General features: G+C 44.5%; 19 protein-coding genes. 9 read left to right on the top strand and 10 right to left on the bottom strand.

Going from position 1 to position 25562, the window contains the following annotated elements:
• Positions 1 to 162: 162 nt before the first annotated feature.
• The 3 genes from J4N40_RS10475 to dsdA all read left to right on the top strand — a co-directional run bounded on the left by J4N40_RS10475 (position 163) and on the right by dsdA (position 4078).
• On the top strand, positions 163 to 1431 hold the full coding sequence (locus J4N40_RS10475; RefSeq protein ID WP_250654234.1) for a DUF945 family protein: 1269 nt from the start codon (positions 163 to 165) through the stop codon (positions 1429 to 1431).
• A gap of 137 nt (positions 1432 to 1568) precedes the next feature.
• Complete coding sequence (gene serC / locus J4N40_RS10470; RefSeq protein ID WP_054574045.1) at positions 1569 to 2663, top strand: 3-phosphoserine/phosphohydroxythreonine transaminase; 1095 nt, start codon at positions 1569 to 1571, stop codon at positions 2661 to 2663.
• Between the two features lie 83 nt (positions 2664 to 2746).
• Positions 2747 to 4078 (top strand): D-serine ammonia-lyase, encoded by a 1332-nt coding sequence (gene dsdA / locus J4N40_RS10465; protein ID WP_115385877.1) that lies wholly within the window; start codon positions 2747 to 2749, stop codon positions 4076 to 4078.
• 98 nt (positions 4079 to 4176) lie between these two features.
• Here the strand turns inward: dsdA and cydC are convergent, their stop codons facing one another.
• The 3 genes from cydC to trxB form a co-directional block, all read right to left on the bottom strand.
• Entirely contained in the window at positions 4177 to 5898 is a 1722-nt protein-coding gene (gene cydC / locus J4N40_RS10460; protein WP_054574046.1) for a heme ABC transporter ATP-binding protein/permease CydC, read from the bottom strand.
• A complete protein-coding gene (cydD, locus tag J4N40_RS10455) occupies positions 5891 to 7678 on the bottom strand; it encodes a heme ABC transporter permease/ATP-binding protein CydD (protein ID WP_005388878.1) in 1788 nt (595 codons plus the stop codon). The genes cydC and cydD overlap by 8 nt, the downstream gene beginning before the upstream one ends.
• A gap of 103 nt (positions 7679 to 7781) precedes the next feature.
• Positions 7782 to 8741 carry a thioredoxin-disulfide reductase gene (gene trxB / locus J4N40_RS10450; RefSeq protein ID WP_005377991.1) on the bottom strand — a complete coding sequence of 320 codons (960 nt, stop codon included), beginning with the start codon at positions 8739 to 8741 and terminating at the stop codon, positions 7782 to 7784.
• 359 nt (positions 8742 to 9100) lie between these two features.
• Here trxB and J4N40_RS10445 point away from each other — a divergent pair, with 359 nt between their 5' ends.
• Positions 9101 to 9757, top strand: coding sequence for a 2OG-Fe dioxygenase family protein (locus J4N40_RS10445; protein ID WP_005377989.1), 657 nt, complete (start codon positions 9101 to 9103; stop codon positions 9755 to 9757).
• Positions 9741 to 10976, top strand: coding sequence for a cysteine desulfurase-like protein (locus tag J4N40_RS10440; protein WP_005377986.1), 1236 nt, complete (start codon positions 9741 to 9743; stop codon positions 10974 to 10976). The genes J4N40_RS10445 and J4N40_RS10440 overlap by 17 nt, the downstream gene beginning before the upstream one ends.
• Before the next feature lie 90 nt (positions 10977 to 11066).
• On the opposite strand, the gene J4N40_RS10435 is transcribed toward J4N40_RS10440, so the two are convergent.
• Positions 11067 to 11891, bottom strand: coding sequence for a DUF2797 domain-containing protein (locus tag J4N40_RS10435; protein WP_250654233.1), 825 nt, complete (start codon positions 11889 to 11891; stop codon positions 11067 to 11069).
• A gap of 336 nt (positions 11892 to 12227) precedes the next feature.
• Between J4N40_RS10435 and J4N40_RS10430 the strand changes: the two genes are divergently transcribed.
• On the top strand, positions 12228 to 13547 hold the full coding sequence (locus tag J4N40_RS10430) for a GGDEF domain-containing protein (RefSeq protein ID WP_054574049.1): 1320 nt from the start codon (positions 12228 to 12230) through the stop codon (positions 13545 to 13547).
• A gap of 161 nt (positions 13548 to 13708) precedes the next feature.
• Here the strand turns inward: J4N40_RS10430 and J4N40_RS10425 are convergent, their stop codons facing one another.
• From J4N40_RS10425 to J4N40_RS10415, 3 genes are all read right to left on the bottom strand, one after another.
• Entirely contained in the window at positions 13709 to 15079 is a 1371-nt protein-coding gene (locus tag J4N40_RS10425) for an SLC13 family permease (RefSeq protein WP_005377981.1), read from the bottom strand.
• Positions 15080 to 15297: 218 nt separating this feature from the next.
• On the bottom strand, positions 15298 to 16032 hold the full coding sequence (locus tag J4N40_RS10420; protein WP_005388862.1) for a SanA/YdcF family protein: 735 nt from the start codon (positions 16030 to 16032) through the stop codon (positions 15298 to 15300).
• Positions 16033 to 16186: 154 nt separating this feature from the next.
• Positions 16187 to 17875, bottom strand: coding sequence for an NAD-dependent malic enzyme (locus J4N40_RS10415; RefSeq protein ID WP_005377977.1), 1689 nt, complete (start codon positions 17873 to 17875; stop codon positions 16187 to 16189).
• A gap of 213 nt (positions 17876 to 18088) precedes the next feature.
• On the opposite strand from J4N40_RS10415, the gene J4N40_RS10410 reads away from it, so the two are divergent.
• The 3 genes from J4N40_RS10410 to J4N40_RS10400 all read left to right on the top strand — a co-directional run bounded on the left by J4N40_RS10410 (position 18089) and on the right by J4N40_RS10400 (position 23112).
• Positions 18089 to 20443 carry a helicase-related protein gene (locus J4N40_RS10410; protein WP_115386397.1) on the top strand — a complete coding sequence of 785 codons (2355 nt, stop codon included), beginning with the start codon at positions 18089 to 18091 and terminating at the stop codon, positions 20441 to 20443.
• Positions 20444 to 20731: 288 nt separating this feature from the next.
• The gene (locus J4N40_RS10405) at positions 20732 to 21109 is read left to right on the top strand and encodes a hypothetical protein (RefSeq protein ID WP_005377965.1); all 378 of its coding nucleotides are present in this window, start codon (positions 20732 to 20734) and stop codon (positions 21107 to 21109) included.
• A 329-nt stretch (positions 21110 to 21438) separates the two neighbouring features.
• Entirely contained in the window at positions 21439 to 23112 is a 1674-nt protein-coding gene (locus tag J4N40_RS10400; RefSeq protein WP_115385880.1) for an alkaline phosphatase D family protein, read from the top strand.
• A 78-nt stretch (positions 23113 to 23190) separates the two neighbouring features.
• On the opposite strand, the gene J4N40_RS10395 is transcribed toward J4N40_RS10400, so the two are convergent.
• From J4N40_RS10395 to J4N40_RS10385, 3 genes are all read right to left on the bottom strand, one after another.
• On the bottom strand, positions 23191 to 24294 hold the full coding sequence (locus J4N40_RS10395; RefSeq protein ID WP_115385881.1) for a phosphoribosylaminoimidazolesuccinocarboxamide synthase: 1104 nt from the start codon (positions 24292 to 24294) through the stop codon (positions 23191 to 23193).
• Between the two features lie 203 nt (positions 24295 to 24497).
• Positions 24498 to 24890: a SulA-like leucine-rich domain-containing protein gene (locus tag J4N40_RS10390; protein ID WP_005377962.1), complete on the bottom strand. Its 393-nt coding sequence runs from the start codon at positions 24888 to 24890 to the stop codon at positions 24498 to 24500.
• 412 nt (positions 24891 to 25302) lie between these two features.
• A complete protein-coding gene (locus tag J4N40_RS10385; protein ID WP_005377960.1) occupies positions 25303 to 25485 on the bottom strand; it encodes a hypothetical protein in 183 nt (60 codons plus the stop codon).
• Positions 25486 to 25562: the final 77 nt, after the last annotated feature.

Genomic DNA, 25562 nt, shown 5'->3' with positions numbered 1-25562 from the left:
TTCGCCACGCAAACTTTAACAATAAAAGGACATGATGAGTGGGAGCCAAGTATGATTCCTGATTAATGGACTAGAATAAGCATCAATAGTCTGATTTGTCTCAATGTTTTCTCCGCAGGTGGTTTGGGGTAGACTGACCGAAAATATCTAATAAGTGACGTTATGCAAAATCTTAAAAAAATCGGCGCCATTGGTGGTGCTATCTCATTAGCACTGTGTTGGCCATTGGCTGTCGGACAAATTGGTCAGTCCATCATTGAAGATGGTATTACCAATATGAATGATGAAATGATTAAAGGCGAAGTGGTCGAGTATCAGCGTGGCTATTTGTCTTCAGTCGTGCTGACTCGTTATTCAGTTGTTGATCCTGAGCTTAAAACGCAGTTAGAGCGTGATGGTATGCCAACGACGTTTGACGTAACCAGTGATGTTAGCCACGGTCTAACAAGCCTAACAGCAGATTCAAAATTGGTGGACAATGACTTTTTGCCTCTCACGATGCATAGCCAGACTCAACTAAATGGCAATACAGCATTTATCCTCGACCTAAACAGTTGGCATTATCGTAACGAAGCGCAAGGCGTTTCTGTTTCTACAAGCCCTGCAAAAGTAACAGGTGATGTTACGGTATTGGGTGATCTCAATTACCAAGTTTCCGTTCCTTCTGTTCAAGTGGATTTTGAAAACGGTGAAGAGCTTCATCTGAATGCATTGACAGGGCAAGGTAAAGGAAAGCAAGCAAAAGGCTACTGGTTAGGCGAGCAATCTTTCTCTCTAGAGAAGCTAGATGTGGTTGATGCGAACTTAACGCCTGTCTTTTTGATTGAAAATGCGAGCTACCGTGGTAACACTACGATGAGTGAGTCTGGTGATAAGCTGAACAGTCAATTAAACCTAGATGCTAAGAAACTACGTTTAACTGATGGGACGGATGTCGATAACTTTAAGTTGGATTTCTCAATTGCAGATGTGGATAGCCAGTCTTTTGATCAAATTATGTCTATCTATCAAAGCTCTCCTATGTTAGATGAGCAGGAAATTGCGAATTTATTGCCGCATTTCGATACGCTGTTTAGCAAAGGTTTTGATTTATCCGTGAACGAGCTTTCACTCGCGTTCGGTGACGGCAAGTTCCACAATGAGTGGCAACTATCCATCCCTGAAGGTACTGAGCATATTACTCAAGATCCAATGAAGTTGGTAACGGCCACTACTGGTGAACTTAGCACTTACTTCTCTGATGAATTAGTAACGCATTACCCATTTATTCAAGAAGGGATTGATGAGCTCCTTATTATGGAGTTGATCGAAAAAGTAGAGGGCGGTTATCAATTAAAAGCAGAAATTGGTGAAGGCAAATTGAAGTTCGAAAATGGGCATGAGTTCCCATTGGTGGCTCTACTTATGCCTGCTTTGATGCAACAACAGTAATTCGTGTTGTTGCGAATTTGTTCCAATTCAACGCTTAGTCTTTAAAAAGAGGTCGTAAGACCTCTTTTCTTGTTTTTATCACTGCGAAAACGTGATATTAATTTCGTAATATTTACATAGCAGGAGCAATGAGCATCATGGAACAAAATACGGACAACGTATTTAACTTCAGTGCAGGGCCAGCAGGTCTGCCTAAAGCAGTTATGCAGCAAGCACAAAAGGAACTAATCGATTGGCAAGGTCTTGGCACTTCGGTCATGGAAATCAGCCACCGAAGCAAAGAGTTCATCAAAGTTGCAGAAGAAGCCGAGCAGGATTTACGTGATCTTCTGAATATTCCGGACAACTATAAAGTGCTGTTCTGCCAAGGTGGTGCTCGTGCTCAGTTTGCTGCTGTTCCTCTAAACTTACTTGGTGATGCCGATACGGCAACTTACATCGATGGTGGTTATTGGGCTGAAAGCGCGGTAGCTGAAGCGAAAAAATACTGCGAACCAGACGTGTTTGATGCAAAAACAGAAATCAACGGGAAAGTCGCGGTTCTACCTGCAAGTGAATGGAAAATTGCTCCAGAAGCGGCTTACGTTCACTTCTGTCCAAATGAGACCATTGATGGTATTGAGATTAACGATCTTCCTATCACCGACAAACCGATTGTTGCTGACATGTCTTCGACAATTCTTTCTCGTGAGATCGATGTGTCTAAATACGGTGTGATTTACGCGGGCGCTCAGAAAAATATTGGTCCTTCCGGCATTGCTATTGCTATCGTGCGCGATGATTTATTAGGTATGGCGAAGCAGGTTCTACCAAGTATCTTGGATTACACTGTTTTGGCAGAAAAAGAATCAATGTTCAACACGCCACCAACCTTTGCATGGTACCTGTCTGGTCTTGTTTTCAAATGGCTGAAGGGACAGGGCGGAGTAAAAGCGATTGAGCAAGTGAACCGCGCTAAAGCCGCGCTACTGTATGATTACATCGATCAGTCTGATTTCTACCGTAATGGCGTGCACTCAGCGAACCGTTCTTTGATGAACGTTCCATTTCAACTTGCTAAGCCTGAACTGGATGCAACCTTCCTTGAGTTAGCAGACTCTAAAGGGCTGAAAGCGCTAAAAGGTCACCGAGCAGTTGGTGGTATGCGAGCATCCATTTATAACGCAATGCCGCTAGAAGGCGTTCAAGCGTTAGTAGACTTCATGCAAGAGTTTGAGAAAAACTACGCGTAAGCTCAAACTGATAGTTGTTCTCCAAAGCGTCGCTATTGCGGCGCTTTTGTTTATCTCAACTCACATCATTCCAGGAAGGTAAAATGACCAAGGCAAATATTGAAGCGCTGACTAAGCAGTTCCCACTCTTGGCTGCACTTATTGATCTTGAAGAGGTTTGTTGGTTCAACCCCCATATCACTTCCTTGGAGGAAGGCTTATCTCATGTCGGGTTAGATGAAAAAGATATTCAAGCGGCGAGTGAACGGCTAACACGATTTGCGCCTTATTTGATGAAAGCGTTTCCCGAAACGGAAACGTCGCGTGGCGTTATTGAGTCCGCAGTGGTGGATATTCCCAATATGAAAGTGCGTTTGGAGCAGCAATACGACACACCAATATTGGGCCATTTAATGCTCAAAAAAGACAGTCATTTGCCAATTTCTGGTTCGATCAAAGCGAGAGGTGGTATTTATGAAGTGCTCACTCATGCAGAAAAGTTGGCGTTTGAAGCCGGCTTGCTCTGTGAAAGCGATGATTACAGCAAATTGTTCAGCAATGAGTTTCGGCAGTTTTTTAAGCAGTACAGTATTGCAGTTGGCTCAACCGGCAATCTTGGTATGTCCATCGGTATCATGAGTGCGAAGCTGGGTTTTTCAGTTTCAGTCCACATGTCTGCGGATGCGCGGGAATGGAAGAAAAATAAGCTCCGGTCACATGGTGTTAATGTCGTAGAGCACCAAGAAGATTATGGTATTGCTGTCGCGCAAGGTCGTAAAGAGGCAGAAAAAGATCCCAACTGTTTCTTTATCGATGATGAAAACTCACGGACGCTGTTTCTAGGTTACTCTGTTGCGGGTGAGCGTCTTAAGCAGCAATTTGATGACTTGGGAATCGTTGTTGATGAGCATCATCCATTGTTTGTTTATCTTCCTTGTGGTGTTGGCGGCGGGCCTGGTGGCGTGGCATTTGGCTTGAAGGTAGCGTTTGGCGAGCATGTCCATTGTATTTTCGCGGAGCCAACGCACTCCCCGTGCATGCTGTTGGGCGTACATACAGGCTTGCATGACGATATTTCGGTACAAGATTTGGGTATCGATAACATCACCGCCGCTGATGGCTTGGCAGTCGGGCGTGCCTCGGGATTTGTCGGAAGAGCGATGGAAAGGCTACTTGATGGTTTTTACACCATTGATGACGCTCGTATGTATCACCACTTGGGTGAGTTAAGTGAACTGGAAGGTATTAATCTAGAGCCTTCTGCATTAGCCGGTATGATTGGGGCAGTGCACGTCTCGAATAACCATGCTTATCAGTCTCAAATGAAATTTGACGAAGAAAAACTCAAAAACGCAACACATCTTGTTTGGGCAACTGGTGGGGGCATGGTTCCGGAAGATGAAATGGCGGCTTATCTCAAAAAATCTGGTCGGTAAATCAGCACTGTATACGTGCTTAATTAGGTAACTAATTAATACAGGAATAACAAAAGGGCTCATCGTTTGATGAGCCCTTCTCGTCACTGAAAATCGAATTATAGAGATTGTAATAGCTGGTAGTAACGACCTTTTTGAGCGAGTAGCGTTGGATGGTCGCCTTGTTCGATGATCTCACCTTGTTCCATCAAACAGATGCTATCCATACTTTCTAACTCTATCAGTCGGTGTGTAATGAATACTACTGTCTTATTAGCAAAGTGTTCATTGAAAAGCGCCATCACTTTTTGTTCCGTACGCTTATCGAGGCCTTCAGTCGGTTCATCTAAGAGTAGGATTGGGGCATCACGTAGCAATGCTCGAGCAATGCCGATTCGACGTTTCTCACCGCCAGATAACTGACGACCGCCGTCGCCTAACCAAGCGTCTAACCCCGGCTCTTCAAGAAGTCCGCCAAGCTCGACTTTTTGTAAAATAGTAGACAGTTGCTCATCACTTGCATCCGGAGCGGCCATGAGTAAGTTGTCACGTAGTGTCCCGTTTAGTACATCTACGCGTTGACTGATCACAGTCATTGCTGATCGCAGGTCCGACTCGCTCCAATCTTGCAGTTTTGTACCACCGATTCGAACTTCACCTTGGTTAACATCCCAGTAGCGGCAAAGAAGCTGAATCAGTGTTGATTTACCTGAACCTGTTTGACCTACAATTGCAGTTTTAGTGCCCAACGGTAGTGAGAGTGACAAGTCTTTCAGCACCTTTTGCTGACCGTCAGGGTAAGTAAAATCTATGTTGTCGAATTCAATGTCTAACGTTGTGTCTTTATGTTTCGACTGCTCAGGGAAGACAACGTCAGGTTCAGCCAAAATTACTTCATTTAAACGACGAGCAGAGGTCAACGTTTGACCGAGATACTGGAATGCGCCCGCGATAGGCATCAGAATCTCAAAGCTCGCCATGGTTGCAAACGCAAACAGCGCAATCCAAGGATCAGGAGCACGACCACCTACGCCGTCTGCAGCAAACCAAAGCATCACAACCAGTGTAATGCCGTTCACCAGCATAAGCAGGCCTGAAGCCATGCCCGTTAAGTTCGCGTTCACAAATTGGTTAGACAGCAACTGCTTCTGCTTCTCTAGAATGAGATTACGATAACGTTCTTCTGCTCCAAAGATACTCAGTTCGCTGTAGCCTTGAAGCCAGTCCAGTGTCGCCACTCGCAATTGCGCTTTATGATGAGTGAGATTCTCGCCATTGTTTTTACCCAGTTTATAGAACAGCACTGGCCATACAAACAACATGACGGTAAGAATCGAGCCAAGCAGTAGGGCGAGATGCCAATCAAAGAACGCTAGGACAGCCGTTAAACTCAATATGCCAAAAATACCAATCACGACAGGGCTGATAAGTCGAAGGTATACGTGATCCATCGCATCTACGTCCGCTACTAGACGGTTGAGCAGATCGGCATCACGCATCGTAGAAACACGACCCGGAATCAGTGGTGCAAGTTTCTTAAAGAAGAAGATACGTAGATCGGTAAGCAGCTTGAACGTTGCATTGTGGCTAACGACACGTTCTCCCCATCGACCTGCGGTTCGAGCCATTGCAGCGCCGCGTACCCCGGCACCTGGTAACATGTAGTTGAAGGTCTCACGAGCAACCGTCAAGCCTGCCACCGCTGCGGCTGAAATAAACCAACCTGATAGCGTTAATAAGCCAATAGATGCCGCTAAGGTCAGAAATGCCAGTAGCATACCTAGCGAAAGACCAAACCAGTGTTTCTTATAGAGTTTTAGATAAGGGAGTAAATCACGCATCTAAGTTCCCCTTGTCTGTTTCACGTTGTGCGAGGTTCGCTTCCAACATGTCTTTAAATAAGCCATCTTCTGTCGACAGTGTGGCGTAATCACCACGTTGAACAATCTGGCCGTCCTGCATAACAAGAATTTGCGATACGTTTTGTAAAGGCGCAAGTTGGTGAGTAATCATCAAATTCGTTGTGGCATGCGCATACTTGTTAATGCCTTCCATCACGAGTTTTTCACTGCGAGCATCTAAGCTTGCGGTTGGTTCATCTAATAACCAAAAACGACCATTTTGTAGCATGGCGCGAGCCAGTGCTAAACGCTGCGCTTGGCCGACAGATAAACCACCAGAACGATCAGATATCGGATAATCCAACCCATGCATTTCAACAAATTCAGCAGCGTGAGAGTCATTCAACACAGAATGTACGTCTGCATCCTGAATATTGTGCTTACCTAGTGTGATGTTATCTCGAATGCTACCGTGTAATAGCATCGGGTTTTGACCAATCCAGCTTACTGCCTCTCGCCATGTGGCTAGATCCAGTTGCGACAATTCACAACCATTAATCTTCAAGCTACCTTGATAAGGCATGAAACCGAGGATGGTGTTTACCAAGCTTGTTTTACCTGCGCCACTTGGTCCAACTAAAGCCGTACTTTTGTTGGCTTCAAGAGAGAAGGATAGGGGACCTGCGAGCTGCTTACCTTCCGGACTAAAAATGGTTAACTGGTTCGCTTCAATATGGATAGGGCTGTTTTTATCTAACGCTTGGGTACCATCTTTGATTTGATCGACTTCCAAATCCAGAAACTCGACAATGCTTTCTGCTGCCCCAACCGCTTGCTGTTTCGCATGATAGAACGTGCCCAAATCACGTAATGGCTGATAAAACTCTGGAGCAAGAATCAGAATGAACAAACCAGCAAAGAGCGTAACACCTGTGCCGTAGTAGCCGAAGTCCAGCTCCCCGATATAACTAAAGCCAAAGTAGACAGCGGTAATTGCGATAGAAATGGAAGTGAAAAACTCTAACACCGCAGAAGACAGAAACGCGATTTTCAGAACGTCCATGGTACGAGTACGAAAGACTTCTGAAGCACCCTTTAGCGTCTCAGTTTCAGATTTTGTTCTATCGAATAAGCGAATGGTTGTCATTGCTTGCAAGCGGTCATAAAAGTGACCCGACAAACGCTGCATCGCTTTAAAGTTTTTACGGTTTGCTTCTGCGGCTTTCATCCCAACCAGTGCCATGAAAATAGGCACTAGTGGTGCAGTGACCAGGAAGATCAAGCCTGCTGCCCAGTTTACTGGGAATACGACAACCAAAATGATGAAAGGCACTAGTACCGATAATGACATTTGAGGCAAGTAGCGTGAGAAGAAATCTTGCATATCTTCTACCTGCTCTAAGATGAGCGTTGCCCAACTGCCAGCAGGTTTGCCTTTGATGTAAGCTGGCCCAAGCTTATGAACTTTATCTAAAATGAGTTGGCGAATATAAACTCGAATTTGCTCCCCGCAACGGTAACCGGCAAGCTCTCGACCCCAGGTACAAGCAGCTCGACCGATAACCGTGCCACCGAGCCCAACAAAATGCCAAATGAGCTCGGCTTTGTCGACTTGGTCAATGATTAACTGGTGCAGAATGGAGGCGAGCAGGGCTGCTTGAGCCAATAAAAACACGCTTGAAAGTACGCCTAGGCCTATCGCAATCATAAGCCAGCGCTTGGCTAACTTACTTTGTTGCTTCAGCCACTTATTCAAGCTGCTTTGCTTTTTCTTATCCATCGTGAAGGCTTAATGATAATTGTTTTAATGAGGCGGTAGTATACAAAAGAAAACCCAGCGGGAATACCGCTGGGCTTTAAGGATATGACACAAATGTGAAAAGTTATTTGTCACCAAGTGAGTCTAAGAAACGTTCAGCATCTAATGCAGCCATACAACCTGTACCTGCAGAGGTGATCGCTTGACGGTAGTTGTGGTCCATTACGTCGCCAGCTGCAAATACACCTTCGATACTAGTTTGTGTTGCGTTGCCTTCAAGACCTGATTGAACGATGATGTAGCCATCTTTCATGTCTACTTGGCCTTCAAAGATTTGTGTGTTTGGCTGGTGACCAATTGCGATGAATGCACCCATTACATCGATATCTTCTGTCGCACCGCTGTTCACGTCTTTAATGCGGACGCCCGTTACGCCCATATCGTCACCCAGTACTTCATCGAGAGTGCGATCGGTATGAAGAACGATATTACCGCTTTCAACTTTATCCATCAGACGTTTCACAAGGATCTTCTCTGCGCGGAATGAATCGCGGCGGTGGATCAGGTGAACTTCTGACGCAATGTTAGATAGGTATAGCGCTTCTTCAACAGCCGTGTTACCACCGCCCACAACTGCAACTTTCTGATTACGGTAGAAGAAACCGTCACAGGTTGCACAAGCAGAAACGCCGCGACCTTTAAATGCTTCTTCAGACTCAAGGCCAAGGTATTTTGCTGATGCGCCGGTAGATATGATTAAGGCATCACAAGTGTACTCACCTGAGTCGCCTTTTAAACGAAATGGGCGTTGTGATAGCTCTACTTCATTGATGTGATCAAATACGATTTCAGTTTCAAAACGCTCGGCGTGTTCTTTCATGCGATCCATCAATGCTGGACCTGTCAGTCCCTCAGCATCGCCTGGCCAGTTTTCAACTTCAGTTGTGGTGGTTAGCTGACCACCTTGTTGCATTCCCGTCACAAGCACAGGGTTTAAGTTTGCACGCGCTGCGTAGACGGCAGCTGTGTATCCTGCAGGACCAGAACCAAGAATTAATAATTTACAGTGTTTTACGTCGCTCATTATGGCTCCAAAAAGGGCGTAACATTTCCCTCGATTGTATGGAAATTCTTAGTGCTTTAAAAGCATAAACAACGATTGTGATCGAATAATTGGTTATAGATTAGAACCCACTAAATATTGATTGAGAACGTTGACTTCTAGCATAAAATTCTATTCGTAGTAGAGAAGCCTAGTTTCAAATATTGTCAAAGCGTAAAACTGAAACATGGCTCTGTTTTTGTGGTTTGGTTTGGTTTGTTATGTTGTTTTCGTCGTTTTGTTGAAGCTATCAACGTTAAAAGCTGGTAATTGCAGAATATTTGCGTAACCTAGTGTGTAAATTAAATGTTAATTAATGTGCCTCATTAAAGGAGCAAATGATGTTACATTCACGTGAGAATACTCTACATTTAACACAGCTCAGCATGGCAGCAATTGAGCAGCTTTCCCCATCGTTTGAAGAACTGCCTCGTACCGAACATGCAGATGGTCAGTATCGACTACGACGTTATTCTGTGGTTGGCTTTGATAACGGCAAAGTCATCGACTTAAATAAAAATAGCTTTGTTCAATCCTCTGATATCAACCGATTTCAAGGTGATGTAGTAAGACAATTCGAGCCAATTGAGAAGGATATTCTTACCAGCGATGGATTTCGAGAAATGTGTGAATTGTTTGTCAATGCGAATCATCTGCCAAACGGTCAAGAAATAGAAATTCACCAAATCCGTATCAGGGCACTGGAAGAAGAAACCCAAGTAGCACCTGAAGGTGTGCACCAAGACGGTTTTGATCATATTGCAATGGTTGGTGTGGGACGCCATAACATCATCGGTGGCGACATCATGCTGTACAGCAGCCATAACCAAGCCCCATTTTTCCGTAAAGTGCTAGAAACCGGAGAGGTCGCAATCTTGGCTGATAGCAAGCTGTGGCATAACGCGTGCCCAATCCGCTCTGTTATTGATGACGAAGCGGGCCATATGGATGTATTTGTACTTACTGCTACGGATAAGCGTAATGAACTTCAATCTTAATCAGATCAGAGAGCAATTTCCGGCGTTGGCTCAATACCACAACGACAAGCCCGTGACGTTTTTTGATGGTCCAGGTGGCTCACAAGTGCCTCAACCAGTACTAGACAGCATGGTTGGGTATTTAGGTCGTTTCAACGCTAACTTAGGCGGGCATTATTTTTCTAGCCAAGTGACCGTTGACGTAATGCAAAATGCGCGTGAGTCGGCTCAGGCTCTACTTAATGCCCCTTCATCTGGCAATATTGTCTTCGGTGCCAATATGACCTCACTAACCTTTCAGCTTAGTCGCGCGATTAGTCGAGATTGGCAAGCAGGAGATGAGATCATTGTCTCCGCTTTGGATCACTATTCAAATGTATCCAGCTGGCAGCAAGCGGCAGAAGATAAAGGCGTTACGGTTCATCAAGTTCGTATCAACGAAGAAGATTGTACGCTTGATATGGAGCATTTAAGCCGCCTTCTTTCTGATAAAACGCGCCTTGTCGCTGTGACTTATGCATCGAACACGACGGGCTCTATTGTGGATGTACAGCAAGTAGTCAGCATGGCGCACAATGTTGGGGCACAAGTTTATGTGGATGCCGTCCATTATGCGCCTCATCATTTGGTTGATGTTCAAGCGTTAGGTTGTGACTTTTTAGCTTGCTCAGCTTACAAGTTTTTCGGACCACACGTTGGTATTGCTTACATAGCCGATCAGTGGCTCCACAGTATTCGCCCTTACAAAGTCGAGCCTGCCACTAATATAGGCCCTGGTCGATTTGAAACAGGAACGCAAAGTTTTGAAGGTCTTGCTGGTGTCGTTTCTGCGGTTGAGTATCTGGCTCAATTTGGTGAAGTCGGTTTACCTCTTCGCCAACGATTGGAGCAAAGCTACCAACTGTATGAACAACATGAGCAGCGCTTGAGTGAGCGTTTCTTGCAGCGTTTGAATGCATTAGATGGTGTCAATCTATTCGGTATCGCAAAGGAAGATAGCCAACTCCGCACGCCAACTTTTGCGCTAACGTTTGACCGATATTCTCCAGAGTTCATCGCGAAAACACTGGGTGAACATAACATTTGTGTATGGAATGGTCACTTTTATGCGTTGGGCTTAGTTCGTCAACTTGGTTTAGAAGAATCGGGTGGTGTAGTGCGAATTGGTTGTATGCATTACAACACAATAGAAGAAGTCGATATGTTATTCGATGTGCTAGAAAGCATCCTTGACGCATAACTAACGATTTCTTCCTAATAGAAAAACAAAAGCTCGAGTCAAACTCGAGCTTTTTTCATTTTTATTTGAATCAACGCGTTCTGCAAGCGATTACTCACTAACTTCAACTTCATAGGAAGTGAATTTTCTTACATTAATAACGCCGGTATCAAAGATGAGGTATTGACCTTTGATGCCTTGCAAAGTGCCAGTAACAACCGGGTTTTTATCGAAGTTATGCGAAGTGATCTTCGTTGGGTGCTGTTGTACCGGGTAGCTAAGGTCGGTAATGCTTTCGTTTAATACTTCAATGGCATCTTCGCCGAATTGCTGTTTTATCTCGGCAACTTTCTCTTCGACTAAAGGCAATAGCTCAGCAAAACGGTCCTGCAATGCCATAGGTTCACCGTCACCTTTTAGCAGTGTGCGCCAATTGGTCTTGTCTGCGATATGTTTCGCCAGTTCAACTTCAATTAAACCGGAGATATGGCGAGTTTTTACTTTAAAAATTGGCAAGCCCTGAGTCGCGCCTTGGTCAATCCAACGAGTCGGGATTTGAGTATGACGAGTAATACCAACTTTTAAGCTGGATGTGTTGGACAGGTAGACAAAGTGATCCACCATGCAATTCTCTTCACCCCATTGTGGTTCGCGACAAGTCCCTTGATCGTAGTGGCAGGTCTCTGGCTTCATGATACACATGTCGCAGCTTGCTAGCTTTTTCATGCATACAAAACAGTGGCCTTGCGAATAACTCTTTTTCGTTTTCTTTCCACATGAGCAACAAAAAATATTGCCAGTGTGAGTCAGTGTGAGCGTTTTACCCAGAAACGGAGTTAAGTCGATTTCTTCCTCACCGACAGGAAGACGGTAGTTGACGGCACCGTCCAGAGAAGCACGCATTTTGTTTAGCGTGCCAGTTGCAATTAATGACATGACATTACTCATTATTGTGTTTTTGCACAGTATATACTGAAGTGGAGAAGAGATGCAGGGTTGACAGGAGCTTTAAAGTAAATGTCTTGCACTAAATTATTATGCATCGTGTTTTATTTTCTAAAAATTATGGCTGTGAAATGCTTCGCAAATAGAAGTTGAGCTGCACTTTTTAGAAATTTTAAAACGTGATAACGGTTCAAAATCCGTTACTATGTGTCGAAACTAAGAATTGAATGAGAAAGTGATTTTATTTCTTGATAAATCACCTTGATTTCATTTTTTGAAATTATTGAACCTCACGTATTGCATATAATCTCAGCAGGTCACTTGCCCATGAAGTGGATCCATAACTTTATCTTTGCTCTTTCTATTTGCACTATCAGTTTGGTTGCCCTTTATAGTGTGCTTGGCGATACGCGAAAGCTGACCATTACACCTGAGCATTTCAATATCTATGCAACTAAAGATGCCAGTGAAGGAGGTGTGAGTGAGGCTGATATCACATACGATCGGCAAAGCCTAGTTCTTAGCTGTGAACTAAAGCAGAGCTCGTATGCTTGGCCTTACTGCGGAATCTCGGTTTATACCGATTCAGCAACGCCAACACAGGGTATTGACCTTTCCAACTACCATACGATTCGATTGAAGGTGCGATATGAAGAGGCAGGAATAGGGGCTAACACTAGCCACGACCTACGTTTGTATCTTCGCAATTATAATTCTGAGTATTCCAAGCCGGACGACGAGTACACCATTAAATATAATGGCATGCAGTTTTCTCCGTCGGGTTCGATCGATATTGTCGAAATTCCGATTAAAAATCTTCAGGTGATGACCTGGTGGTTAGCAGATAACGGAGTCGCGATTGAACACTCTGCACCTGAATTTTCAAACATCACACGTATTGATATTGCAACTGGGTCTGGTGCGGCACTTGGTAAACATAGAATTGTGATTGATAAAATTGAGTTTGAAGGCGCTTACCTTGCGCAAGAAACATTGTTGTATGCATTATTACTCTCTTGGATGGCGCTTGGACTGGCTTTTTCACTGCATGAGTTACGAAAAAATAGAGTGGCTTATGAAAAAGCGCAAAAGCGTCACCGTCATTTGGAAAAGGTGAATGATACTTTGCGAGCTCAAAACTATGAGTTTGCAGAGTTAGCGCATCGAGATGCTTTGACGGGCGCGATGAACCGATATGCTGTGCAACACTGGCTGGAACAACAATCTCGTCAGGTTCGCTGGGGGCATAACACCTTCAGTATTCTCTATTTGGACTTGGATAAGTTTAAAAAGGTGAACGACAAATTTGGGCACCAAATGGGGGATGACATATTGCGCGAATTTGTCATGGTGGTAGCGACTTCTATTTACTCAGACGATCGACTCGTTCGTTGGGGCGGCGAAGAGTTTGTCGTATTTTGCCCTGATACCAATATTGAACAAGCGTTAGAGAAGGCAGAAATGATTCGCAAAAATGTGGAGGATCATTTGTGGGTGCACGGTGATTCATTAACTTGCAGTATTGGCGTTGCCCAAATGCAGAATGAACGCGTCTCAGAAACCATGGCGAGAGCTGACGAAGTGTTGTATCAGGCGAAGCGCAATGGCCGCAACCGAGTGGAAGCTCATTATGGTTTACTTGCTTGAGAAAAGAAGCAAGCCTGATAGCCGTTCACTGAAAGGAAAGAAAAAAGGTGGCCAACTGGCCACCAAGAGGGAAACTGCTGAACACCACTTAGGGGGGGAAGTTTGGGTTATCGATACGATTACCGTGAGCAGCAGTGTAGTGCTAATCGAACTTGCTATTTTTACCAGAACAACCAAGCGAAAAGCGTTAGTGCAGCAATACACGCAATGTTTAATACGAAACCAATTCGCATCATTTCTTTTTGCTTGATATGACCCGTACCGAACACAATCGCGTTTGGAGGTGTTGCAACTGGTAACATAAATGCACAAGATGCAGCGACGGCAATCAGTGCAGAAAGAATAACCGGAGACATGCCTAAGGCTTCTGCAATGGTCGCAAATACAGGGACAAGTAGCGCAGCACTGGCGGTGTTACTCGCAAACTCAGTCAAGAAGACAACAAAAGCAACCACTGCAAGAATCGTTAAGAGAATACCGGCTTGCTCAAGGAAGCCTGACAAGCTATGAGCCAAAAATACGCTTGTTCCGGTTGCTTTTAGGACGTTACTCAGACAGATACCACCACCAAATAGGATTAACACACCCCAGTCGGTTGTTTTCTCAATATCTTTCCACTCGACGGCGCGAGAAGCACCAAGTAGAAGGATGGCGCCAATAGCTACAAGAGTATCGAACTTCGCGAAGCCACCCAGCATAGCGTTAATAGGCTTACTGAATATCCACAACGTCACGGTCAGTAAGAAAATCGCCAACGTAATCATTTTGCCGTTTGTCCATTCGACTGGTTGATGGTCAAGGTCAAACTTGTGGCTAAGGTCAGGCTTAGTCATCGTGTACAATACGAGGATAGCGATTGGCATTAATACTAGGGAAATAGGTACACCAAACTTCATCCATTCAGTGAAGCTTAGGCCAACTTCAGCGGCTGCAATTGCGTTTGGTGGGCTACCAACCAGTGTTGCAATACCACCAATTGAAGCACTGTAAGCGATACCGAGTAGAACAAACAAAAAGGTGTTGTGGTTTTTCTTGGCGTCTAGCTTTGTCATCACACCCAGCACAAGCGGTAACATCATCGCGGCGGTGGCGGTGTTTGAAATCCACATTGACAGGCCAGCACTCACACCAAATAGCATGAATACAGCGACAGACATTTTTCCTCTTGCCAGCAATAGTACTTTATCTGCAATAGCTTGATCTAACTTTTGTTTATGTAGAGCCGCAGCTAGTGCAAAACCACCCAAAAATAGAAAAATGATGGAGTTGGAAAAGTTATTCAGTGCGGTTTGAGTGTTGAACACACCCAAAAATACCGCAAGTAGTGGTATGAGCAGCGCGGTAATGCTGACGTGAATCGCTTCGGTTAGCCACAGAATAGCAACAAAAACTAAGATGCTCAGGCCGGTTACTACTTGTGGTTCAAAGGGTAAGGTATTAAACAAGATAATGAACAATAGGATATTCGCGTTCAAAATCATGCTGTTGCGAGTGAAGAACCAATTCTTCAATGTCACAGCGAGTGCGGTCATGGGTAGTGCTCCTTTTGCATTGCCTTTTGTCGGTTTTTTATGGCAAAGTAACTGACTTGTAGTTATTTATTGATGAAATGTTACTTTGAATGCGAAAAAGAGTTTTGCCTGAATCGTAGAGCAAATTAGAAAGTGTGATGTTGAGAATTGGAAATGGGTAGAAAACTACCCATTTGTTTTATAGAAATGTTACTAGGCTTGTGAGCCACGTTATTCCTCTATTCGACGGGGACTTGAAGAGGCTCGTTAGCTGCTTTATTTGGCTCTTTTACTGCGACGATAGGTTCTTGAGGGCCAAGAAACTTAGGCTGCGTATTGATAATATACAGGTCTAAAAACGCTTTCACACGGGCTAGCAGTTCTCGAACACGCATCGATGTTTTTTGCTTGTTGGCCGTCGGCCCTGCTACCGCGAGACACTGCGCATCAATGCTGTAAGCATCAGCGATGAACAGTGCGCGTTCGCAGTGAAAGCGTTGAGTCACAATCAGAAATCGCTCCGAAGCAAAAATTTTTTTTGCTCGTACAATCGAATCTAAGGTACGAAAGCCAGCATAATCAAGGTGAATCACTTCTTCAGGCACGCCTGCTTTAAGTAAGTCGCGTTTCATTGTCCACGGTTCGTTATATGAACGGTGGGCGTTATCACCACTCAATAAAAACTGTTTTACTTTGCCTTGGTTGTAAAGCTCAATCGCCGCATTAATGCGATGAGTGTAGTAAGTGTTGAGGATCTTTCCGATGTATTTACTGGTACCAAGAACTACGGCAACCTCATGTTGAGGGATTTGCTCGTATTCAGTGAAAATGCTCTCTTTGGCTTGTAAAACCACCCACCGGTCGATGGCAATAACAGAAACAAGCAGACTAAGTGCAGAGATCGACAAAATCAAAGCAAATCGCTTCCAGGAAAATTTCAGCTTCCACTTTGATCTTATGCGAGAAAACAACAAAACGTTTTATATCCTTAACTAAAAATTTAGTTCTCATCATATCTGATAGAAACAAAAAGAGAGAAGCCCATTTATGCCAAAATCTGGTTAGGATGATAAAAAAATAAAAGCCCCTACATGGTAGGGGCTAATTATTAAACGAATTGTCTCAAGCTTAGAACGCAGTGCGTTTGTAGCGGCGGTAAACAGGTTGCCAGAACGACTGTTCAATCGCCACGTTCAATGCTTCATCAGTAATTTCTAATGCGACACCTTGTTCAATTGCCTTTTTACCAACGGCAAATGCGATTTTTTTCGATACTAAGTGGATCTCTTCCAGTGGTGGAAGTAGTGCCCCACGACCGTTGATTGCTAGAGGAGAACATGTTGCGAGCGCGCGGCTTGATTCCATTAGCATCTCGTCAGTGACACGTTTTGCATTGACAGCAAGTACACCAAGGCCAATGCCTGGGAAGATGTAGCTGTTGTTACATTGTGCAATAGGGTAAGTGCGACCTTCATGAACCACTGGCTCAAATGGGCTACCTGTTGCAACCAGTGCTTCACCATTTGTCCAACGAATGATGTCGTTCGGTGTCGCTTCCACGCGGCTTGTTGGGTTCGACAGTGGGAAGACAATCGGACGCTTACAGTGTTTATGCATTTCTTCGATGACTTCTTGGCTAAATAGGCCAGGAGCACCAGAAACACCAATTAGTACCGTTGGCTTGGCGTTACGCATAACATCGAGTAGTGAGAAGCCATTTCCTTCATTTTCCCACTCTTTCGTATTGGTATGCTTTTGCACCAAGCGTTGTTGGAAATCAAGAAGGTTAGGCATGCCTTCTTGTAACAGACCCCAACGGTCAACCATGTAAACTTGTGAGCGAGCTTGCTCGTCAGAAATTCCTTCCGATACCATTTGTGCGATGATCGCTTCTGCGATACCACAACCAGCAGACCCTGCGCCTAGGAAGGTAATACGTTGTTTAGAAAGCTGAGTTCCTGCTGCTTTACAAGCTGCAAGTAGAGAGCCAACAGTAACAGCAGCAGTACCCTGAATATCATCATTGAAGCAACACACGCGGTCTTTGTAACGCTCAAGAAGAGGCATCGCATTTTTCTGAGCAAAGTCTTCGAATTGGATCAAAGCATCAGGCCAACGGCGCTGTACCGCTTGGATAAACTCTTCTACAAATGCATCGTATTCTGCACCCGTAATACGAGGATGACGCCAACCCATGTACATCGGATCAGCTAAGCGTTGCGGGTTATTGGTACCCACATCAAGCACGATTGGTAGCGTGTAAGCAGGGCTGATACCACCACACGCGGTATATAGTGACAGTTTACCGATAGGAATACCCATGCCGCCGATACCTTGGTCACCCAAGCCAAGGATACGTTCGCCATCTGTCACAACAATCACTTTAACGTTGTGGTTTGCTGCGTTGTTCAGCAAGTCGTCAATACGGTCACGGTTCGGGTATGAAATGAACAGACCGCGACCACGACGGTAAATGTTAGAGAAGTTTTCACATGCTGCGCCAACAGTCGGTGTGTAGATGATAGGCATCATCTCAGAAATGTGATTTTGCACTAGGCGGTAATACAATGTTTCGTTGGTGTCTTGGATATTACGCAGATAAATGTGCTTATCCATATCGCTTTCGAAACTTTTGTATTGCTGGTAGGCACGTTCCACCTGCTCTTGGATAGTTTCGGTCGACTCTGGAAGCAGACCTTCTAAGTTGAATGAACTACGTTCTTCAGCAGAGAATGCACTGCCTTTGTTCAAAAGAGGGGTTGCTAAAAGAGCCGGACCCGCATATGGAATATATAGTGGGCGTTTATCGTTGTTCATTGGGTGCCTTATGTAGGGTTGAAGGATGCGCACCAAATTTTAACGGGTTCACTATTTAGTTGTAAACATGCGTTGATGCACATCAATGTAATGTCGCAAAAAAATTCAGATACCGACGAAAATATCGGCAATATTGGTTGTTTAGAGATACCTAAAGCAGGATTTTTTTACTTGGGTATAATGTTTTGCATCATCAAATCAAATCCAATTTCTATGTTTCAACTACCTATCGACAGCCTGAAAGCCGAGTTTGACCATCATGTAAGCCTTAACCATCTTGTGGTGGAAGCCGAAACCGGGTCGGGTAAATCTACCCGCTTGCCCATGTGGGCGGCAAAACACGGACGCGTTCTGGTTATTGAACCACGTCGAATTGCTTGTACCTCGCTGGCTGAATTTCTTGCGGAGCAATCTGGAGAGCCAATAGGTCGCAAAGTCGGTTACGCGATCAAGCTTCATGCCTACTTTGATGAAAAAACCGAAGTTGTATTTGTGACTCCGGGGGTTGCACTGCGTTGGTTTTCGGAAAACAAGCTAGCAGACTTTGATGTCGTGATAGTGGACGAATTTCACGAGCGACGCTGGGATATTGATCTATTAACCGCCATTTTGAAGCATGAAAATCAACATCGATTGATCGTCACTTCCGCTACCTTAGAAGGCGAAAAGCTTGCTCGTTACCTGAATGCTAAGCGTCTGCGTTCGGAGGGACGTTGCTTTCCAGTCACGGTGACACATCGTTCTACAGACAGCCGCTATTTACCGAACAAAAAGGGATGTGAACAGGAGGTTGTCGGAGCGGTAAAAGAAGCACTGGAAGATGAAGATGGCGATATTCTTGTTTTTCTCCCAGGACGTAAAGAGATCGCCCAATGCGCGCAGATGCTACAAAGCAGCAGTGATGTCATGGTGGTTAAACTTCATGCCTCGGTCAGTGATGCAGAACGACATCGTGCGCTGACGGTACAAAAGCAACGGAAAGTCGTATTGGCAACCAACGTCGCGGAAACCTCTCTGACCATTCCTAATATCCGTGTGGTAATCGATAGTGGTTTAGAGCGCAGAACTGTACAACGAAATGGACGTACAGCACTGACATTAACCAACATTTCTAAGGCCAGTGCCGCGCAGCGAATGGGGCGAGCAGGTCGCGTTACCGAAGGGGCTTGTATTCGTCTATATGGTGAGCACGCGCCTTTAGAGTTGGTGACACCTCCAGAATTACACAGAGAAGAGCTCGTCGAGCCCATGCTGGCAGCGGCTTGTTGTGGGTACCGTCTCTCAACACTCGATTTTCTCGACTCAATTCCAGAAAAGTCGCTAGAGGCATCTCATTCGACGTTGTTATCCATGGAAGCGATTGATGAGGATGGCAATGTCACGCAGCACGGGAGAAAAGTATATCCACTACCCATTGATGCACTGTTTGCCGATCTCGTTACCAGAATTCAAGCGAAGCCAGAGAAGGAAGCAATGATTGATTTGGCTGCCGCCTTATCTGTGCCTGCGCAGCTCTATCAGCGACAAAGTGGTGAAGTTGCTGAGCTTCTATCTCAAGAGGAGCCATACGGATGTGATGCCTCTTTACTGATCCGTTTGGTTCGAGGGGAGCAACTCTCAGGCATTATCATTGACGCTAGCGCGCTCGAAGAGGCACAAGGTTTAGCGAAACAAATGCGAGAAGTGTTTGAATTGCCGGAACTTGACGTTGCCTCTCGATATAAACGTGAAGCGCTCTTTTTCTCCATCGCCTCATTGCACCCTGAGCTTGTGTTTGTCCGACGAGCTCGTCGAAGGGATGCTCTAGGAAATGGCGTAGTCGAGATGCTGGTTGGGCGTAACAGCCGCTTTCCTGACAAAGAAGAAGCGGCAATCGTGCTAGATAGCCATAGCGTGCCAGGACGAGGCGTTAAGCAAACACTAAACCTCGCATCGGTTATGATGCCTATCCCGCTGACGTTGTTACGCGAACTTGAATTTGGGGAGTGGCGACAAGGTGAGACGAATTATGAAGAAGAGACGCCAAGAGCAACAATGCATTTGGTCTACGCCGGGCGAACAGTCTGTTCTGAACACCAAGCGTTACAAGGTGATGTTGCTGTTCAGTCTATTGTCGAAATGATAGAAGACGAGACACTGTTACCAGGTTTTGCTTCTCAAAGAAAACAACAAATCCAACACTGGAAACTCTACAACGCATTGGGCCTTAATGTCGAAGGAGAAGAGGTTAACGACTTGGCCTCCTTGACATTTTCTAGCTGGTTAAAGGATCAGTTGGAAACATTAGGCGTTGAAAATGTCGATGATATGGCGTTATTTGAACCGGAAGACTTAACATTTAACGGTGTTCCAGAATGGGAATACGACGATTTCACGGAGCAGTACCCTTTAGAACTTTCGCTGCCAGAACTCCAACTGGATGTTGAGTATTACGCGTCTCGCAAGCTGGTACAGGTCGTTTATCGAGAGGGAAACCGTAAGGGGGACCCGAAGCGTTGGGAGCTGCCACGTTGGGCTGGTTGGAAGATACAGTATAAAAAGGCCAGTCGAGTGATTGATGTAAAGTAGGTCGGCGGATGACGTTGTGACAAGAATTGATATTTTTTTGGTGAATCTATAATGATTTCATATTGATAGCGTTACTTGCGTGTTGTTTTTAGTTTCTTAATTGAAATATTAATCAATTGAATGCTTATATATGGCGAAGCTGTACATCAGTTGTTACAAAGCTGGTTTTAATATTTCCTTTTGTATGTAAATTAGGGCATAAAAGACGAATGTTTTATATCCCATTGCTATATCAAAACAGTTGAACGATATTTGGTATATCTCATTTTCGAGTGTCGGGGGCATAGAATGGATCAACAAGGAAAGACGTGCATTGAATTCGACTACACTAGCTTTTTAGGAGCGACAGGTAGTAAAAAATGGACCTTTTTAGAGGCATTTGCCACCATCGCGCCTATTTTCGGTTTGATGTGGAAACAGAACATTGCGGAATTGAGCAAGCCTGAAGATCGGTTGTGGGATGCCGCATTAAAATCGATGTCTTCTCGTAAAAGTGATGAATCCAATTTGGTCCGCTTAACCCAGTTAGCTAAACATGAAGGGATCAATGAATTGCGAGTCGTTATGCCATATTCGCTCGATGTTCAGCAAATCGAGTACATAGAATCTCGCAGTCAGTTGAAGGTGGATACGTCAGAACAAGATGTTCTTAACATCAAGTTTTAGGCTGAGTATTTCCACTTCATCGATGTACTACTTAACAATAGTGCAATGAAAAGCGACCTCAAAGTAGGTCGCTTTTTTATTTTGAGGTTTTTGTCACAGGTCTTGGAAGTGTGATGAATATAGAGTATTTGCACTTAAATTAACAAAAATGTAACGTTTGGAAATGCAATTGTCATAACTAGCTTCTAACTTTGTGTTTTTAGGACAAATTACCGACTAAGTGGTTGGTACTGTAAGTTCGAATTAACGTCCCTTATTGGCACACAAGGATGATTGAGTCACCACGTCATTTGGGCATAAAAACAAACACAATAAGAAAGGAAGTCAATATGTCTTTGTCTCGTCGAGACTTTATGAAAGCTGCCTCTTCAACGGCGATTGTTACCGGGCTGGTGGGCTGTGGTAGCGATGCTAGTGAATCTGTTGCGGTTACCTTTGAGCACGGAGTGGCGAGTGGAGATCCTACTCAAACACAAGTAATCATTTGGACTCGTGTTACAACCTCAGCAAGCTACGCAGATGTAAGCTGGCAAGTTTCATCTAACGAAAATTTTACTGATATCGTGCAAAGTGGCACTTTTGCCACAGACACGAGCCGAGATTTCACGGTAAAAGTCGATGTTCAAAATCTCAATGCAAATTCTCGCTACTACTATCGATTCATGGTTGGAGATGTCACTAGCGAAGTCGGGCAAACTCAAACATTACCAGAAGATGGTGTAGAAAAGGCATCCATGGCGGTTGTTTCTTGTGCAAACTATCCTGCTGGTTACTTCCATGTGTATCGAGAGATCTTAAATCAACATGAGCAAGAACCGTTTGATGTGGTGCTTCATCTCGGTGATTACATTTATGAGTATGGTGCTGGTGGCTACGCTAGTGAAGATGCTGAGGCACTAGGGCGAGAGCCAAGCAAAGGCACTGAATGTATTACCTTAGATGATTACCGAAAACGGTATGCGCAATATCGCCAAGATGCTGATTTGCAAGCGTTACATGCGAACCTACCAATGATTGCTGTCTGGGATGACCATGAGCTTGCAAATGATAGTTGGAAAAATGGTGCGGAAAACCATCAAGAAGAGGAAGGCAGTTTTAATGATCGTCGTGCAGCTGCGGCTGCCGCGTGGACAGAATGGTTGCCCGTTCGTGAAAACACTTTCTCAAACATGCTGATTTACCGTCAGTTTTCGTTTGGAAGTTTAGTCAATTTGATGATGCTCGACACGCGACTTGTGGGGCGTGATAAACCGTTGGATTATTTCTCGCTCAGCTCACCAACGATGGAAGCTATTGGCGGTTTAGTTGCTCAGTCGCGCAGTCAAGACCGAGAGCTGTTAGGCGGTGACCAACTCGCTTGGCTGATGGATGCGTTCAGTACGCACGACGCAACTTGGAATGTGCTAGGGCAACAAGTGTTAATGTCTCGTATGGAGTTGCCAAGTTCGGTTATGACCGCGATGTTTCAATTGTTTACTGCCACTGAAGAACAAAAAACAGAGGCGTTATTAGCGGTAAACTCTGCGATTACGGGTTATCTCTCTGACCCAAGTTTAGATACCATTGCTTTACCATATAACCTAGATGCATGGGATGGTTACTACGTTGAGCGAGAGAACGTTTATCAACTGGCCAAAGCCAGCAGTGGTAACTTTGTCTGTTTGGCAGGAGATACGCACAACGCATGGGCAAGTGAGCTTAAAGACGTATCTAAGCATCCTATCGGGGTAGAGTTTGCGACTAGCTCTGTGAGTTCCCCTGGGTTAGAGGCCTACCTCGCGTTAGACCCTGTTGCGATCGCTCAAATGGAATACACGCTGCCGCACTTAGTGTCAGAATTACAGTGGGCAGACATCAAACAGCGTGGCTTTATGCGCGTTACTTTTACGCCCGACAGGGCAGAGTCGACCTGGTATTTCGTATCAACGATTAAAGACAAAACATATCAGGTGACGACCAAGTCAGCCTCTACAACAGATGGCACTACGTTAAATATCGGCTAAACTGAGCCTAATACGAAAAAAGTCCGCAAGCTAGTGCGGACTTTTTATTGGAAAGCATTTAGCAATCTAGCGACAGTGCTAGTCAATCAATCCGTATTCTTTGCTCAGAACTTCGATGATTTCCGCTTTCGGATTCTCACTCAAATGAATCGGCTTGCCTGTAATCTTCTCGGCAATACCAATGTAGGTGCTCGAAATCGCCATCAAAGATTCGACGGGTAAAGCATTATCACGAGCGAGTGCTTCACGCTCTGGCATACGTTCTTTATTTAGCAAGATATCTGGGTCAGGGAAGTGGTTAAGTAGGAACTGGCGGAAACCTTCTTTTGAGTTCTCTACGATGTGACCTGCTTGGTACTCTTTAGCATCCCATATACGAGACGAGTCTGGTGTACCCACTTCATCCATGTAAATCAGCTTTTCATTGCTAGCAGCATCATGAACATAACCAAATTCGAATTTGGTATCGACAAAGATTTGGTCGATTTCTTCTAACGCTTGGCTGATAACGTTAAAGCCTTCTTTCAGCAATTTTTCGTAGAGTGCGATATCGTCAGCGCTTGAGAAGTTAAATGCTCCGTAGTTGTCTACGATGTTTTGACGAGTAATATTCACGTCATCCGCTTCTGGCACACCGGGAATGCCTTTTAGAATGCCTTTTGTGGATGGGGTCATTAGCAACTCTGGCAGTACTTTGTCTTTTCCTAACCCTTCAGGAAGTTGGATTCCACAAAACTCGCGCTCGCCATTTGCGTAAGCGCGCCACATCGAACCCGTGATGTATTTGCGGCAGATGGCTTCGATTTTTACAGGTTTGGCTTTTTGTACAATCCAAACAAAAGGGTGAGGAATGTCTAGAATATGGCTATCTGCTAAGCCATTTTCTTTGAACAGTTTGAACCAGTGATTAGAAATCGCATTAAGCGCAGCCCCTTTACCTGGGACACCATTAAGACCACCTTCAGCATGCCAAATACAATCGAATGCAGAGATTCGGTCGCTAATCACCATGATAGCCAAAGGCGCATCTGGAGCGACATTGTATCCTTTTTCTTTGATCAGTCGGGCGCTGTCTTCTTCAGTTAACCAGTAAACTGAACGAACTTTTCCACTATGAACGGGTTTATGGGTGCGAATTGGCAGGTCGTCATTGACGGCAAGTACTTGATTAGCAAGGCTCATTGCGACATTCCTATCATCTTAATCAAACGTCAGAAAGAGAAGATATTCAGCAAAATGTGGGCGCTGAATAAATCGAATGTGGGCATCATACCAGAACTATTTTAACTCGCCAGAGAAAAAGCAAACGTTTGCCTGTTTTCTTTAATACAAAAAAAGCCCCCTTAAAAAGGAGGCGAGATGCAGGATGGATAACGTCGAACTTATTAGTGGTACTTATTAACTCTGCCTTCGACGAAAAAGACTTCACACTGATAGCGCTGCGCCATGTCGCGCAACATAGATTGATTCATAAGTGCAATTTTATTGGATGCGACAACAGCACTGGCATTGCCTGATCGGATGGCTTTTATCACGATCTCGACTTCTGAAAGCTGTTGAGAGGGCTTCATTTGAATAACGTTTTTACAGCAAATATTAGAAGCAGTGAGTTGTTCAAAGTCTGGACGAGGGCAGTCTGCTGTAAACAAAATCCATTGTTTCTGCTGCGATAAAACAGCCAGCTTAGATAGAAGCTGATCCGAAACGGCCATGGGCTTAGTTGCTTGTGCCAATACGTTGTAACGAGAGTATGTATGAGATTGACTTTGTAACTGCATCTTACTGTTCCTTTATACATGCTGTATGTGTATACAGTAGTTTGTTTTGGTGACCTGATCAACCAGTTTCTCAAAAGTTATTTGTGGTTTTTTGAGAAGGAAATAAAAGGATTTTACTTTAAGTAATTGAATTTATTTGTTTATTTTTCATTTCTGATATGTCTAACATCAATTTAAAAATGTGAGGTGAGTAGAAAGTTGGACGAGAGACATACAGGGGTTTACTACTGTATATACAGGTGTTTTTCACGGACAATGGTTTGTATACAGTGGAAGAGGGCTGATAACCGATGCGACATGCTATGTAGGATAGGAGGGAATACGAGATAGAGATTGGAAATAGGCTTGGGCGATCAAAAAAGCGCCTTATAAAAGGCGCTTTTGAAAATCAGTTCCATTGATTCCGTCTTGCTTAGCTCGCTCGTTGCAAACGTTCGCGCATTTGCAATTCGCCTTGGTTAAATAGGCGCACGTCGATTTTCGCCATATCGTAACAAGCTTTACATGAGTAGTGGTGCTTGCCATCTAAATAATCGTGACGAGTTACAAGACTAGGTTTTTTACACCAATCACAGGTGCCTTCTTCAGTGAACATTGATTTTCTCCCCACCTAGATTAATTTGAGTCGTTAGGTGTTATTTTGCGCCGGGCATTATGGCATAAAAGCGCGAC

It is taken from the genome of Vibrio sp. SCSIO 43097, from assembly GCF_023650755.1.
In the GTDB taxonomy this organism is placed as follows: Bacteria; Pseudomonadota; Gammaproteobacteria; order Enterobacterales; family Vibrionaceae; genus Vibrio; species Vibrio alginolyticus.
The sequence above is the reverse complement of the archived record's forward strand: the minus strand, read 5'-3'. Positions and strand labels throughout refer to the sequence as shown.